Annotated in this window: 14 protein-coding genes; 4 read left to right on the top strand and 10 right to left on the bottom strand. The window is 71.5% G+C overall.

Annotation, left to right across the window (positions count from 1 at the left end; all coding sequences use genetic code 11):
• The 9 genes from G3A44_RS18990 to G3A44_RS23745 form a co-directional block, all read right to left on the bottom strand.
• A partial coding sequence (locus tag G3A44_RS18990; protein WP_163459332.1) for a hypothetical protein occupies nucleotides 1-381 on the bottom strand: 381 nt, incomplete at its 3' end.
• Between the two features lie 10 nt (nucleotides 382-391).
• A complete protein-coding gene (locus G3A44_RS18995; protein WP_163459333.1) occupies nucleotides 392-754 on the bottom strand; it encodes a hypothetical protein in 363 nt (120 codons plus the stop codon).
• Between the two features lie 88 nt (nucleotides 755-842).
• Nucleotides 843-2,207 carry a sigma-54-dependent transcriptional regulator gene (locus G3A44_RS19000; RefSeq protein ID WP_163459334.1) on the bottom strand — a complete coding sequence of 455 codons (1,365 nt, stop codon included), beginning with the start codon at nucleotides 2,205-2,207 and terminating at the stop codon, nucleotides 843-845.
• Complete coding sequence (locus G3A44_RS19005; RefSeq protein WP_163459335.1) at nucleotides 2,204-4,381, bottom strand: sensor histidine kinase; 2,178 nt, start codon at nucleotides 4,379-4,381, stop codon at nucleotides 2,204-2,206. Before G3A44_RS19005 ends, G3A44_RS19000 begins: the two co-directional genes overlap by 4 nt.
• A gap of 72 nt (nucleotides 4,382-4,453) precedes the next feature.
• Nucleotides 4,454-5,188, bottom strand: coding sequence for an amino acid ABC transporter ATP-binding protein (locus G3A44_RS19010; RefSeq protein ID WP_163459336.1), 735 nt, complete (start codon nucleotides 5,186-5,188; stop codon nucleotides 4,454-4,456).
• A 57-nt stretch (nucleotides 5,189-5,245) separates the two neighbouring features.
• Nucleotides 5,246-5,911 carry an amino acid ABC transporter permease gene (locus tag G3A44_RS19015; RefSeq protein ID WP_163459337.1) on the bottom strand — a complete coding sequence of 222 codons (666 nt, stop codon included), beginning with the start codon at nucleotides 5,909-5,911 and terminating at the stop codon, nucleotides 5,246-5,248.
• 1 nt (nucleotide 5,912) lies between these two features.
• Entirely contained in the window at nucleotides 5,913-6,656 is a 744-nt protein-coding gene (locus tag G3A44_RS19020) for an amino acid ABC transporter permease (RefSeq protein ID WP_163459338.1), read from the bottom strand.
• Nucleotides 6,657-6,797: 141 nt separating this feature from the next.
• Nucleotides 6,798-7,700 carry an amino acid ABC transporter substrate-binding protein gene (locus tag G3A44_RS19025; protein ID WP_203561475.1) on the bottom strand — a complete coding sequence of 301 codons (903 nt, stop codon included), beginning with the start codon at nucleotides 7,698-7,700 and terminating at the stop codon, nucleotides 6,798-6,800.
• Between the two features lie 41 nt (nucleotides 7,701-7,741).
• Nucleotides 7,742-8,635 (bottom strand): transporter substrate-binding domain-containing protein, encoded by an 894-nt coding sequence (locus G3A44_RS23745; RefSeq protein WP_375138682.1) that lies wholly within the window; start codon nucleotides 8,633-8,635, stop codon nucleotides 7,742-7,744.
• Between the two features lie 387 nt (nucleotides 8,636-9,022).
• Here G3A44_RS23745 and G3A44_RS23750 point away from each other — a divergent pair, with 387 nt between their 5' ends.
• On the top strand, nucleotides 9,023-9,847 hold the full coding sequence (locus G3A44_RS23750; RefSeq protein WP_163459339.1) for an esterase/lipase family protein: 825 nt from the start codon (nucleotides 9,023-9,025) through the stop codon (nucleotides 9,845-9,847).
• A gap of 47 nt (nucleotides 9,848-9,894) precedes the next feature.
• Here the strand turns inward: G3A44_RS23750 and gntR are convergent, their stop codons facing one another.
• Complete coding sequence (gntR, locus tag G3A44_RS19040; RefSeq protein WP_163459340.1) at nucleotides 9,895-10,920, bottom strand: HTH-type transcriptional regulator GntR; 1,026 nt, start codon at nucleotides 10,918-10,920, stop codon at nucleotides 9,895-9,897.
• Nucleotides 10,921-11,139: 219 nt separating this feature from the next.
• On the opposite strand from gntR, the gene G3A44_RS19045 reads away from it, so the two are divergent.
• The 3 genes from G3A44_RS19045 to G3A44_RS19055 are packed head-to-tail and all read left to right on the top strand — an operon-like array spanning nucleotide 11,140 to nucleotide 13,527.
• A complete protein-coding gene (locus G3A44_RS19045; RefSeq protein ID WP_239061972.1) occupies nucleotides 11,140-11,667 on the top strand; it encodes a gluconokinase in 528 nt (175 codons plus the stop codon).
• Nucleotides 11,664-12,203 carry a TRAP transporter small permease gene (locus tag G3A44_RS19050; protein ID WP_375138681.1) on the top strand — a complete coding sequence of 180 codons (540 nt, stop codon included), beginning with the start codon at nucleotides 11,664-11,666 and terminating at the stop codon, nucleotides 12,201-12,203. The genes G3A44_RS19045 and G3A44_RS19050 overlap by 4 nt, the downstream gene beginning before the upstream one ends.
• Nucleotides 12,204-12,234: 31 nt before the next feature.
• Complete coding sequence (locus G3A44_RS19055) at nucleotides 12,235-13,527, top strand: TRAP transporter large permease (RefSeq protein ID WP_163459367.1); 1,293 nt, start codon at nucleotides 12,235-12,237, stop codon at nucleotides 13,525-13,527.
• The last annotated feature ends 55 nt before the right edge of the window (nucleotides 13,528-13,582 follow it).

Raw genomic sequence — 13,582 nt, forward strand, 5'->3', positions numbered from 1 at the left:
GGCCGGGGGGTGCTGGGCGCCGGCGCCCGGCAGGGGCAGGCTCAGGGCCGGCAAGGCCAGGCCGACTTGGCAGGCGGTGCACTGCTGGCAGGCGCCGCCGTGGTGGGCGGCGTCCTGGGGGGCATCGGCAGGGCTGGCGGCCGGGACGTCGGCCGACCCGGCGGTGGCGGCATGGCAGGGCGGCGGCGCCGTGCGGTGGGCGTCGTGGGGGCCGTCATGCGGGCTCGCTTGCAGCGGCTCGTGTGGGCCCCTCTCCAGGGCCGCCGGGTTCAGCGCACCCTGGTGCCAGACGGCCTGGCGCCAGCCGCTGCTCCAGGCCTGCCAGGGCAGGGCCAGCATGAGCAGCAGCAGCAGAGCGGCGCGCCAGCGGGAGGAGGTCATGGCCCGGGGTTCAGAACTCGATACGGCGCTCGGTGGGCCGGTCGCCGGGCTCGCCAAACTGCAGGCGGTCGATGCGCGCGGCCTCCAGGCTGTGCAGCAGGGCCGCGCGGGCGGTGTCCGGCGCCTTCGGGTCCAGGCGCAGCACGGCGTTGAGGGTCTGGGTGGGGTAGCGGCTGCGGGCGGTGGTGCCGGCCTGGGCGCAGTCCACCGGCTGGTCGCCCACCTGGCAGCGGCCCTGGGCGTCCAGGGCGAAGTCCACCCGCTGCTGGGCCTGCTGCACCGCCGGTTGGCAGGCGGCCAGGCAGGCCAGCATGACGAGGGCGGGGAGCAGGACGGCGGTGCGCATGGGCAAGGGCGGGGCGGAGAAGAACACGGTCCTGCACAGTGTAGGCCCGCGGGCCGTGTCCTGGACCTCGCGCCGGGCTTGGTGGCCTGCGTTGGCGCAAGTCGCCGCGGCGGGCTCAGGCGCCGTCGGCGGCCTGGGCGCCCAGGCCGTGCTTGCGGATCTTGTCGGCCAGGGTGGTCTTGGGGATGCGCAGGGCCTTGGCGGTGCGGGCGATGTTGCCGCCCTGGCGCTTCATTTCCTCGGCGATCAGGCTGCGCTCGAAGTTGTCGACGGTCTCCGACAGCGACAGGCCGCCCTCGGGCTCGCCGTCGGCGCTGGGCGGGGGCAGCTCGCCCAGGATGTCCTGGCGCACGCCCAGCACCAGGCAGTCGGCCACGTTGCGCAGCTCGCGCACGTTGCCAGGCCAGCTGTGGGCCATCAGGCGGTGCAGCTGCTCGGTGCTGATGGCCGGCTGCGGGCGCTGGAAGCGGCTGGCCGCCAGCAGGGTGAAGTGCTCCAGCAGCAGTGGGATGTCCTCGCGGCGCTCGCGCAGCGGCGGCAGGTCGATGGTCATCACGTTGAGCCGGTAGTACAGGTCGGCGCGGAAGGTGCCTTCGCGCGAGCGCTGCAGCAGGTCGTCCTTGGTGGCGGCCACCACGCGCACATCCACCTGCTGGCCCTGGTTGGCGCCCAGGCGCTCGACCACCCGGTCCTGCAGCACGCGCAGCAGCTTGATCTGCATGCCCATGGGCATGCTTTCCAACTCGTCGAGGAAGAGGGTGCCCTGGTGGGCGTACTCGATCTTGCCCACGCGGCGCTTTTGCGCGCCGGTGAAGGCGCCGGCTTCATGGCCGAAGAGCTCGCTGTCGAGCAGGCTGTCGGGCACGCCGCCGCAGTTCAGCGCCACGAAGGGGGCGGTCTTGCGGCGGGAGTGGTCGTGCAGGGCACGGGCCACCACTTCCTTGCCGGTGCCGGTCTCGCCGCGGATGAGCACGTCCACCGGGGAGTCGGCCACCTCGCTGATGAGCTGGCGCACGCGCTGCATCTGCGGAGAGCGGCCCACCAGCTGGCCGCTGAGGTCGGCGCGGGCGGCCAGGGCGCGGCGCAGCTGGGCCACTTCCAGCGTCAGGCGGCGCTTTTCCAGGGCCCGCTTGACCACCTCGACCAGCACCTCGGGGGAGAAGGGTTTGGGGATGAAGTCGTAGGCGCCGCTGCGCATGGCCTCCACCGCCAGGCTCACGTCGCCGTGGCCGGTGATCATGATGACCGGCAGGTCACGGTCCAGGCCGTGGCAGTGGCGCACCACGCTCAGGCCGTCGGCGCCGGGCAGGCGCATGTCGGTCACGACCACGCCGGGGAAGCCGGCCTGCAGCCGGGGCAGGGCGGCCTCGGCGCTGTCCACCGCCTCCACGCCCAGGCCGGCCAGCTGCAGGGCCTGGACACAGCCGAGCTGGACATGGAAGTCGTCTTCGACAAGCAGGACGGTGAGGTCGGGGGTCATGGTGGCGAGGTGGTGGCGGTCTGGGGATCGGGCTGCGGTGCGGCTGCAGCGGCGGGCATGCGGCCGCCCAGGCGCAGCCGCGGCGGGGGATCGGTGGCGTCCGGGGCGCTGGCGGGCAGGAAGACGGTGAAGGCGGCCCCGCCCTCGGGCAGGGCCTGGGCGCGCAGGTGGCCGCCGAAGCTCTCGACGATGTCACGGCAGATCGCCAGGCCCAGGCCCAGGCCGCCCGCCTCGGACTTGGTGGTGAAAAAGGGCTCGAAGAGGCGTTCGGCCTGCTCGGGGGTGAAGCCACTGCCATTGTCGCGGACCTCCACCCACACCTCCCGGCGCGGGGCCGGGGCCTGGGTGTGCGGGTCGGTCAGGCCGTCGAAGTGGGCCTCGGCCCGTGCCAGGGCCTGGGCCACGGGGTCGCCCTCCTCGGGCAGGGTGTGCACGCCGGCGCTCAGGCGCAGCTGGCGTTCGGGCGTGCGGGCCATGGCGTCCAGGGCGTTGCCCAGCAGGTTGGCCAGCACCTGCTCCAGGCGGTTGGGGTCGCACCAGGCGTACAGGCTGGCGCGGGGCACCTGGTCATGCACCTGCACCTTCTCGGCGCGCAGGCGCTGGCCCACCAGGAACAGGGCGTTGGCCAGGGCCTGGGCCACGTCGGTGGGCTGGGGCCGCACCTCGGCCTTGCGGGCAAAGGCCTTGAGCGGCTGGATCAGGTCGCCCATCTGGTCGGCCAGCCGGGCGATCAGGCCCAGGTTGCTCTCGGCCGCGCCGGATTGGCCGCGCCGCAGAAACTCCTGCGCATTGCCCGAGAGGGTGCGGATGGCGCCCAGGGGCTGGTTGAGCTCGTGGGTGATGCCGGTGGCCAGGCGGCCCAGCAGGGCCATCTTGGCGGCGTGCACCAGCTCGTCCTGGGCGGCGCGCAGGGTGGCCTCGGCCTGCACGCGTTCGGCCACCTCGCGGCGCAGGCGCACATTGGTCTCGGTCAGGGCGCGGGTGCGGCGGGCCACCTTGTGTTCCAACTCGGCGTTGGCGGTCTCCAGCCAGCGCTTGGCCTCCAGTTTCTGCTTGAGGATGCGTTGTCGCTGACGCATCAGCAGGGCCAGCAGGGCGAAGAAGGCAGCGGCCACGGCGGTGAGCATGCCGGTCAGCAGGGCCTGGTGGCGCACGGGCACCAGGTCGGCAAAGAGCATGAGCCGCCAGTCCATGCCGTCCAGGTTGCGGCCCAGGGCCAGCATGCCGTATTGGCCGGCGGCGCCGGCGCGGGGCTGGGCCACCAGGCCACCGGGCAGCATGCCCTTGAGCACCTGGCCATCGCCTTCGACCTGCAGCCGCACGTCCAGCGGGAAGCGGCCGATGCGCTGGCCGCCGTACAGGCGGGTGAGCTGCTGCTCCACCCGCGTTTCGGGCGCCAGCTCGGTCAGGGCGGTGTAGCGCCACTCGGGCTGCGAGCTGAGGATGACCACCTCGTTGGCGTCGGCCAGCAGGCCGGGCGCGCCCAGCAGGTCCCAGGTGGGCTCCACCGGGTCCAGGCTGATCTTGATGGCCGCCACCCCCACCACGCGGGCCCCGACGCGGATGGGGTGGGACACAAAGTAGCCGGGCTCGCCGCCCAGGCCGATGGCAAAGTGCCGGCCCACCCGGCCGGCCAGGGCGTCCAGGTAGTAGGGGCGGAAGGACAGGTCCTCGCCCAGCCGGCTGTCGTCGGGGGCGCGGGGCGGGCCGGGCGGCGTGCCGGGGGCGGCGCTGTTGCTGGTGGCACGCACGATGCCGCGCTCGTCCAGCACGTACAGCGCCAGGCTGCCCAGGTGGGCGTTGAGCTTGCGCAGATGCTCGTTGACCGACTCGGTCAGCGCCGGCGAGGGGCCGCGGCCCGGGCCCTGGGCCAGCAAGGCGGGCACCTGAGGGTGCAGGCCCACCGTGGCCGGCAGCGGCTCCAGGCGCTTGATCACCCCGTCCACCGCCGAGGCGAACAGGTCCAGGCGGTGCACCGATTCGTCGCGCAGGCGCTGGGTGCCACGCTCCAGGCTGAGCTGGTAGCCGGCCCAGCCGGCCAGCGCCACGCCCAGCAGCCAGGGCAGCAGGCGCAGCACCGGGCGCCAACCCAGGGGCCGGAAGCTGAGGCTGGGCGCGTCGTCCGCAGGGGCGGCGGTGGGCGCGGGGGCGGGGGCGGCGGGAACCTGGCTCATGCCGTGCGGGGGGGCAGAGGGCCGGCCCGGGGGGGGGCGGCCCCCCGCGCTGGAGGGGGAGCGCTCAGCCGGTCAGTGGTTGAGGATCTTGGACAGGAAGTCCTTGGCCCGCGGGGAGCGCTCCTCGGGCTTGCCGAAGAAGTCCTCCTTCTTGCAGTCCTCGATGATCTGGCCCTTGTCCATGAAGATCACGCGGTTGGAGACCTTCTTGGCAAAGCCCATCTCGTGGGTGACGCACATCATGGTCATGCCCTCGCCGGCCAGCTGCACCATCACGTCCAGCACCTCGCCCACCATCTCGGGGTCCAGGGCGGAGGTGGGTTCGTCGAACAGCATGACGATGGGGTCCATGGACAGGGCGCGGGCGATGGCCACGCGCTGCTGCTGGCCGCCGGAGAGCTGGCCGGGAAACTTGTCCTTGTGTGCCATCAGCCCCACGCGGTCGAGCATCTTCAGGCCGCGGGTGATGGCCTCGTCCTTGCTGCGGCCCAGCACCTTGATCTGCGCCAGGGTGAGGTTGTCGGTCACCGACAGGTGCGGGAACAGCTCGAAGTGCTGGAACACCATGCCCACACGGCTGCGCAGCTTGGGCAGGTTGGTCTTGGGGTCGGCGATGGACACGCCATCGACCACGATGTCGCCCTTCTGGAAGGGCTCCAGCGCGTTGACGGTCTTGATGAGGGTGGACTTGCCCGAGCCCGAAGGCCCGCACACCACCACCACCTCGCCCTTCTGGATGGAGGTGGTGCAGTCGGTCAGCACCTGGAAGCTGCCGTACCACTTGGAAACGTTCTGGATGTCGATCATGGGGGTTCTCCTGGCCGGCGCGGCGGCGGTCTGTGCCGCGGCCACGCGCGTGGGGGGTCAGCGGATGATGGCGATGCGCTTCTGCAGGCGGCGCACCAGCATCGACAGCGAGAAGCAGATGACGAAGTACACCACGGTGGCGACCAGGTAGGTCTCGACCGGACGGTTGAAGTTCTTGCCCGCCAGCTCAAAGCCCTTGAGCAGGTCATAGGCGCCGATGGCGTAGACCAGCGAGGTGTCTTGGAACAGGATGATGGTCTGGGTGAGCAGCACCGGGATCATGTTGCGGAAGGCCTGCGGCAGCACCACCAGCTGCATGGTCTGGCGGTAGCTCATCCCCATGGCGTAGCCGGCGTAGGTCTGGCCCTTGGGCACGCTTTGGATGCCGGCGCGCATGATCTCGGCGTAGTAGGCGGCCTCAAACAGTGTGAAAGTGATCAGCGCCGAGACCTCCGCGCCCAGCGGGCGGCCGGTCAGCAGCGGGATCAGCAGGAAGAACCACAGGATCACCATGACCAGCGGGATGCTGCGCATGGTGTTGACGTAGAAGGCCGCGGGCTTTTCCAGCCAGGGCTTGCCCGACAGGCGCATGAGCGCCAGCAGGGTGCCCAGCACGATGCCGCCGACCATGGCCACCAGCGTGAGCTGCAGCGAGAACAGCAGGCCCTTGGTGACGTAGCTGGCGAGGACCTCGCCGGTGAGGAAGCTGAAGTCGAGGTTCATCTCAATGGCCTCCGCCCACGGTGCCGGGGATGCGCACGCGGCGCTCGATCCAGTGCGCCAGCTGGTACACCAGGATGGAGGTGATGAAGTAAAGGGCGGTGACGGCCAGGTAGATCTCGATGCCGCGCGAGGTCTCCTCCTGCGCCTGGCGGGCGAACATGGTCAGCTCGGCCACCGAGACCGCAAAGGCCACCGAGGAGTTCTTGACGATGCCCATGCTCTCGCTGGTGAGCGGGGGCACGACGATGCGCAGTGCCATGGGCAGGATGACGTGGCGGTAGGTCTGCGGCAGGGTCAGGCCCAGCGCCAGGCCGGCGTAACGCTGGCCCTTGGGCAGGCTCTGGATGCCGGCCTTGACCTGCTCGGAGACGCGCGCCGAGGTGAAGAAGCCCAGGCCCAGCACCACCAGGATGAAGCTGGGCAGGGACTTGAGCGCCGGGATCAGCTCGGGCACCACGAAGTACCAGAGGAAGACCTGCACCAGCACCGGGATGTTGCGGAACAGCTCGGTCCAGGCCTCGCCGATGAACACCAGGCCGCGGCTGGGTGCGGTGCGCAGGATGCCCATGACGATGCCCGTCAGCAGGGCCACGGCCAGTGCCAGGGCCGAGACCGAGGCGGTCCAGCCCCAGGCCGAGAGCATCCAGTCGAGGTAGGTGATGTCGCCGCCGCTGCCGAAGCAGCGCTCGACGACTTCGCCGTCGATGGTGTTCTTGCAGAACACCTGCCAGTCCCAGGTGGCCATGGGCAGGTCCTAGAGAAAGAGGAAGGGAAGGGGTGGCCGGGCCACCCGGCCCGTCGCATGCAGGGCCGCCGGCGCGACCTTGCGGGCGGCATCGGCGGCAGAGGCCGGCGCCGCCCGCAAGGGGGGGCACCGGCGCCGTCATCACTTGTTGTAGGACTCGGCCGGCAGGTCGTTGGGCTTGGCCCAGGCGGCCTTGGTGGCGTCGCTGGCGGGCAGGCCCACCTTGGCGCCGGTCGGCGGGATCGGCTGCATGAACCACTTGTCGTAGAGCTTGGCGATGGCGCCCGACTTCATCATGGCGATGATGCTGTCGTCCACGGCCTTCTTGAAGGCCGGATCGTCCTTGCGCATCATGCAGGCGATGGGTTCGACGTTGAGCACCTCGCCCACGATCTTGTAGTCGGCCGGGCTCTTGCTCTTGGCGATGGCGCCGGCCAGGATCTGGCCGTCCATCACGAAGGCGTCGGCGCGGCCGCTCTCCAGCAGCAGGAAGCTGTCGGCGTGGTCCTTGCCGAAGACTTCCTTGAAGTCCACCCCCGCGGCCCGCTCATGCTTGCGCAGCAGCTGCACGCTGGTGGTGCCGGTGGTGGTGGCCACGTTCTTGCCGTTGAGCTGGCTGATGCTGGTGATGCCCGAGGCGGCCTTGACCGCGATGCGCACCTCCTCCACGTAGGTGGTCACGGCGAAGGTGACCTGCTTCTGGCGGGCGGCGTTGTTGGTGGTGGAGCCGCACTCCAGGTCCACGGTGCCGTTTTCCACCAGCGGGATGCGGTTCTGCGAGGTCACCGGCTGGTACTTCACCTCCAGCTTGCCCAGGCCCAGGGACTTCTTCAGGTCGGCGATGACCAGCTCGCCCAGCTCGGTGTGGAAGCCGGCGTACTTGCCGTCGCCCAGGGTGTAGGACAGGGCGCCGGAGGACTCGCGCACCCCCAGGGTGATGCTGGCCGAATCCTTGATCTTCTTGAGCGTGTCGGCCTGCGCGGCGCCGGCGGTCAGGGTGGCGGCCACGGCGGCCACGGCGAGGACGGTGTTCTGGATCTTCATCAACGGTCTCCTGAGGGGGCTAGGGGGGAAACGTGAGGGGCTCAGTTGAGGGGCCGGTCCTCGGGCTGGCGGTAGAGCTGCAGCAGCCGTTCGGAAGGGGGCATGTCAAGGTTGAGGTTGCGGGGCGGTATGGGACGCTGGAACCAGCGCCGGTAGAGCCGGAGTGCCTCGCCAGACTGCATCAGCTGGCTCAGGCCCCGATCCACCACGCGCTTGAAGGCGGCATCTCCGCGCCGCATCATGCACGCGTAGGCCTCGGTTGCCATCGGTTGTCCCACCACCTGCCAGTCCTCGGGGCGGGCGGACTTGGCGCGGATGCCGTGCAGCAGCGCATCGTCCAGCAGGAAGACCTCGGCCTGCCGGCTCTCCAGCACCTTGAAGGCGGTGTCGTGGTCGCGCGCCAGCACGATGGTGAAGTCCTGTGCCGAGCGTTCGCGGTGCAGCAGCAGCGCCCGCTCGGAGGTGGTGCCCGCGGTCACCACCACGCGCCGGCCCTTGAGGTCGGCCAGGTCCTTCACCGGGCTGCCGCGGCGCACCATCATGCGCAGCTCCACCACGAAGATCGAGACCGAGAAGGCCACCTGCCGCTCGCGTTCGCGGTTGTGGGTGGTGCTGCCGCACTCCAGGTCCACGGTGCCGTTCTGCACCAGGGCCATGCGGTTCTGGGAGGTCACCGGCACCAGCTGCAGCGTCAGCGCCGGCAGCTTGAGCTCGGCCTTGATGGTGTCCAGCACCCGCAGCATCAGCTCCTGCGAGTAGCCCACCACCTGGTGGCGCTGGTCGTAATAGGAGAAAGGCACCGAGGACTCCCGGTGGCCCAGGCGGATGGTGCCGGTCTCGGCGATGCGCTGCAGGGTGTCGCCGTCCTGCGCCCCCGCCCGCGGCGCCAGCGCCACCAGGACCAGGCCCGCCAGCAGGCTGGCCAGCGCGCGCACACCCGGGCGACCACGGGCCCCGGCCCGCGCACGGCGGCCGGCCGCAGGGGCCAAGGGGGCGGAAAAGCGCTTCACCCCACCGCTGATGCACAAGCCATGCCACCCATGGCCGGCGGCATTCCGCCCCGGGCAAACCCCGCCGCGACCGCCCGGGCAGAACGGAAAACCGTCTCCCTCCCCCCGCTCCGACGCCGGGTGCACGGAAAACCGTCGGCCCGCCGGACGGGCCGCTGAATGCGGGGCAACACCAGCTTGCCACCGCGGCCGGCCCGCGGGAGCATGGGTCAGACAGGTCGCGGGTGCCGCCCGGCGGCCAGGGCGGCGGCCCGGCGGGCCGCCGGCAGATCCACCACGATGTCCACCACGATGTCTGTCAGGGAGAACGCCATGACCCCTTCCACCCCCAGCCCCCGCGACACCCTGGTGCTGGTGCACGGCTACCTGGGCTACGGCGACGCGCCCTGGGGCCTGGCCCTGCCCGACCGCCTGGCCTACTTCCGCGGCGTGGAGGCGGCGCTGCGCGCCGCCGGCCACCACGTGGTGGTGGCCCAGCTGCCGCCCCAGGCGCGGGTGGCCCAGCGTGCCGAAGCCCTGGCCCGGCTGCTGGCCGACGGGCAGGCCTGCCCGGGCGAGCGCCTGCACCTCATCGCCCACAGCATGGGCGGGCTCGATGCGCTGCACGCCCTGCACCACCACCGGGAGGCCACCGCCCGGGTGCAGGGGGTGGCCTCGCTGGGTACCCCGTTTCGCGGCACGCCGATGGCCGACCTGCTCACCGGCCAGGGCGTGAACCTGCCCGGGCCCCTGGCGCAGCTGCAGGCCATGTCCCTGCTGCCGCTGGGCGGCGCGCTGCAGGACCTGAGCACCGCCGGCGCCAGCGCCCTCACCGCGGCCAGCCCGCTCAACCTGCGGGTGCGCTGGATCACCGTGACCGGGCGCGACGCCGCCACCCAGGACGAGGACACCCTGTTCAAGGCCATGGCCCGGCTGCCGGTGTTCCGCCACCAGCCCAACGACGGCCTGGTGCCGCTGGCGTCCTGCCGCCTGCAGGGCGCGCAGATGGCGCTGGACTGGCCGGCTGACCATGCCCAGCTGGCGGGCTGGACACTGTGGTTCCGGGCGCTGCCGCTGCAGCTGGGGCCTGCCCTGGGGCCTACCGAGGACCACCTGCGCCGCTACCGCGAGCTGGCGGCCCTGATGGTGCGTGACTGAGACGCGCCCGCGCCTGCCTGGCCCGGGAGCGCCTGCCCCCCGCCCCGTCAGCTGCTGCCGCGTACCACCAGCTCGTAGCCCAGGTCCACGCCCGGCGTGGCCGGCGCCTCGCCGCGGATCAGGCCCAGCAGCATGCGGGCAGCCGCCTCGCCGATGGCCGCCCGGGGCGTGCGCACCGTGGTCAGTGGCGGCAGCATGTGCTCGCTGCCGGTCAGGTCGTTGAAGCCGACGATGGCCAGCCGGCGCGGCACCGCCACCTTCAGCCGCAGCGCGGCCAGCAAGGCCCCCTGGGCCAGGTCGTCGTTGCAGAAGAAGATGGCGTCCACCGCCGGCCTGAAGGCCAGGATCTGCTCCAGCATCTGCCCGCCCAGGGCGATGGAGGAGGGCGCCGGATGCAGGAACTCCAGCCGCGGGTCGTGGCCGCCGACGGCCTGCAGCGCCTGGCGCCAGCCCTGCAGGCGCTGCATCACCCGCGCGTCCAGCTGGGCCCCGGCAAAGGCGATGCGCCGCCGCCCCTGGGCCAGCAGGTGCTCGGTCAAGGCGCGGCCGGCGTCCTGCTGCGAGAAGCCCACGCTGTACTGCCCGGGCTGCGTGGAGGTCTCCATCACATGCACGCAGGGCACACCCGAGCCTGCGATCAGCGCACGGGCGGCGGCACTGCGCTCAAAGCCGGTGACGATCAGCCCGGCCGGGCGGTGCAGCAGCTGCTCGCGCAGCAGCTGCTCCTCCTCGCTCTCGTCGTAGTGGGTGATGCCGATCAGCGTCTGGTAGCCGGCCGGGCGCAGGGCGCGCTGCACCGCCTCGATCAGGTCCACGAACAGGGCGTTGGACAGCAGCGGGATGAGCACCGCCACATGCGTGCCGCGCTGCGAGGCCAGCGCGCGCGCCGCCGGGTCGGGCACGTAACCCAGGCGCTGGGCGGCTTCTTGCACCCGGGCCACCAGGGCGGGGTCCACCGCGCGCTCGCCGCGCAGCGCCCGCGAGACGGTGATGGGGCTGACCCCGGCGGCCTGGGCCACATCGGCCAAGGTGGTGCGGCCGGTGGCGCGGCGGCGGGAGCGGGAGTCGGACACGTCAGGCACGGCAGGAAGGGCTCAGGGTTAACACGGATGCGGGCCGGGTCGGGGAGTTCTTAGGATAGCGCTATCCGACGGCTTGGCCGGCGTGTCATGGTCCGTGTTTACCCGGATGTCGTTGAGATTCTCTCTGAACGGCATGCCCGGCAGACCCCCTGCACCCGCGCCTGCCGAATTTTTTTGCAGCGCTTGGACAGCGCTATCCAGAACTAGACCATGCAAATCCAGGCAATCCGGACGGTACCGCTGGTGGTGATGGGCGTCTCGGGCTGCGGCAAATCCAGCCTGGCCGCCGCCGTGGCGGCCGCGCGTGGCGCGCCGCTGATCGAAGCTGACGCCCACCACAGCCCCGCCAACCTCGACAAGATGCGCCAAGGCATCGCCCTGACCGATGCCGACCGCGCCGGCTGGCTCGACAGCCTGGCCCAAGCCCTGCTGCAGGCCCGCTCCCAAGGCGTGGTGATGACCTGCTCGGCCCTCAAGCGCGCCTACCGCGACCGCCTGCGCGCCGCCGCGCCGGGCTTGCGCTTTGCCTTTCTGCAGATCAGCCGCGAGGAGGCTGGCCGGCGCGTGGCCAGCCGCGCGGGCCACTTCTTTGCCGGCGCCGGCCTGGTGGACAACCAGTTCGCCACGCTGGAGCCGCCCGTGGGCGAGCCCGGCGTGCTGACGCTGGACGCCGCCCTGCCCCTGGACACCCTTTGCCAGCAGGTGCTGGCCTGGCTGAACGCTGGAGACCCCGCATGAGCGCCGCCCCCGTTCCCCCGTCGCACGCCCCCCATGCCCCGTCGGCCGGGCTGGGCGCCCGCCTGCACACCGCCGCGCTGTGGGCCATGGGCGCTTGCTTGGCGGTGATGTGCCTGTCGGTGTTCGTCAACGTGGTGCTGCGCTATGGCTTTGGCAGTGGCATCCCGGCCAGTGAGGAGCTGTCGCGCCTGCTGTTCGTCTGGCTGGTGTTCATCGGCGCGGCCGCGGCCTATCCCCAGGGCGAGCACATGGCCTTCACCAGCCTGGTGGGCCTGCTGCAGGGCAGGCCGCTGGCCCTGCGGGTCATGACCCTGCTGATCCGGGGGCTCACCGTGCTGGCCTGCGCGCTGCTGGCCTGGGGCGCCTGGCAGCAGGTGGTGGTGGGGCTGGACAGCCGCTCGGTGGTGCTGGGCTACCCGGTGGCCCTGCTGCCGCTGCCAGCCCTGCTGTGCAGCCTGGCCATCGGCCTGTGCGCCGCCTGGGAGCTGCTGCGCGGGGTGCCGCTGCACCTGGGCCACGCCGCCGACGTGGAATGAGCCTGACCTGTCGAGACTGGAGAAACACATGATGAGTCCCGAAGGACAAGCGTTCATCGTCTTCTGCGGCGGCATGCTGCTGCTGATGGGCATTGGCATGAACATGGCCCTGGCGCTGGTGCTCACCGGCGCGGGCATGGCCTGGGTGCTGGAGTTCTGGGACACCCAGCTGCTGGCCCAGAACCTGGTGGGCGGGGTGGACTCGTTCGCCCTGCTGGCCGTGCCCTTTTTCATCCTGGCTGGCGAGCTGATGAATGGCGGGGGCATCAGCCGCCGCATCATCGACATGGCCCAGGCCTGGGTGGGCCACATCCGCGGCGGCCTGGGTTATGTGGCCATTGGCGCCGCGGTGCTGATGGCCGCCATGAGCGGCTCGGCCCTGGCCGACACCGCCGCCCTGGCCACCATCCTGCTGCCCATGATGCGCCAGCAGGGCTACCCCATGGCCACCTCGGCCGGGCTGGTGGCCTCGGGCGGCATCATCGCCCCCATCATCCCGCCGTCCATGCCCTTCGTGATCTACGGGGTGACGACCAACACCTCCATCTCGGCGCTGTTCGTCTCGGGCATCGTGCCGGGGCTGATCATGGGCGCGGGCCTCATCCTGGCCTGGCGCTGGGTGCTGCGCGACCTGGACCTGCCGGCCCGGCCTGCCCTGCCCCTGGCCGAGCGCCTGCGCGCCACGGGCCGCGCCTTCTGGGCGCTGCTCATGCCGCTCATCATCATCGGTGGCATGAAGAGCGGGGTGTTCACCCCCACCGAGGCCGCGGTGGTGGCCGCCGTGTATGCCCTGGTCATCGCCCTGTTCGTGCACCGCGAGATGAAGGTGGTCGAGCTGGGCGGTGCCCTGGCCCGCGCCGGCAAGACCACCGCCATCGTCATGTTCCTGTGCGCCGGCGCCCAGGTGGCCAGCTACATGATCACCCTGGCCGACCTGCCCGGCGTGCTCACCGGCTGGCTGGGCCCGCTGGTGGACCACCCGCGCCTGCTGATGGCCGTGATGATGGTGGTGCTGGTGCTCATCGGCACGGCGCTGGACCTCACGCCCACCATCCTGATCTTTGCCCCGGTGATGCTGCCCATCGCCGTCAAGGCGGGCATCGACCCGGTGTACTTCGGCCTGATGTTCGTGCTCAACGGCGCCATCGGCCTGATCACGCCGCCCGTGGGCACCGTGCTCAATGTGGTGGCCGGCGTGGGCCGGCTGCCGCTGCACCAGGTCATCAAGGGCGTGAACCCCTTCCTTTTCACCTACACCGCCATCCTGGCGCTGTTCGTGTTGTTCCCGGCGCTGGTCACGGCGCCCCTGGCCTGGCTGCGCTGAGCGCACCGGCGCCGCCTTTTCCCTTTCACCAGACCGGCGCCCGCAGGCGCCCCAA

The sequence above is a fragment of the Ideonella livida genome (assembly GCF_010499455.1).
GTDB lineage: Bacteria > Pseudomonadota > Gammaproteobacteria > Burkholderiales > Burkholderiaceae_C > Ideonella > Ideonella livida.

Coding starts and splice junctions, on each gene's coding strand:
- G3A44_RS19015 (WP_163459337.1), bottom strand. CDS start 5,911: ATGAACCTCGACTTCAGCTTCCTCACCGGCGAGGTCCTCGCCAGCTAC.
- G3A44_RS19025 (WP_203561475.1), bottom strand. CDS start 7,700: ATGAAGATCCAGAACACCGTCCTCGCCGTGGCCGCCGTGGCCGCCACC.
- G3A44_RS19000 (WP_163459334.1), bottom strand. CDS start 2,207: ATGACCCCCGACCTCACCGTCCTGCTTGTCGAAGACGACTTCCATGTC.
- G3A44_RS19055 (WP_163459367.1), top strand. CDS start 12,235: ATGAGTCCCGAAGGACAAGCGTTCATCGTCTTCTGCGGCGGCATGCTG.
- G3A44_RS19005 (WP_163459335.1), bottom strand. CDS start 4,381: ATGAGCCAGGTTCCCGCCGCCCCCGCCCCCGCGCCCACCGCCGCCCCT.
- G3A44_RS19045 (WP_239061972.1), top strand. CDS start 11,140: ATGCAAATCCAGGCAATCCGGACGGTACCGCTGGTGGTGATGGGCGTC.
- G3A44_RS19010 (WP_163459336.1), bottom strand. CDS start 5,188: ATGATCGACATCCAGAACGTTTCCAAGTGGTACGGCAGCTTCCAGGTG.
- G3A44_RS19020 (WP_163459338.1), bottom strand. CDS start 6,656: ATGGCCACCTGGGACTGGCAGGTGTTCTGCAAGAACACCATCGACGGC.
- G3A44_RS23750 (WP_163459339.1), top strand. CDS start 9,023: ATGACCCCTTCCACCCCCAGCCCCCGCGACACCCTGGTGCTGGTGCAC.
- G3A44_RS19050 (WP_375138681.1), top strand. CDS start 11,664: ATGAGCGCCGCCCCCGTTCCCCCGTCGCACGCCCCCCATGCCCCGTCG.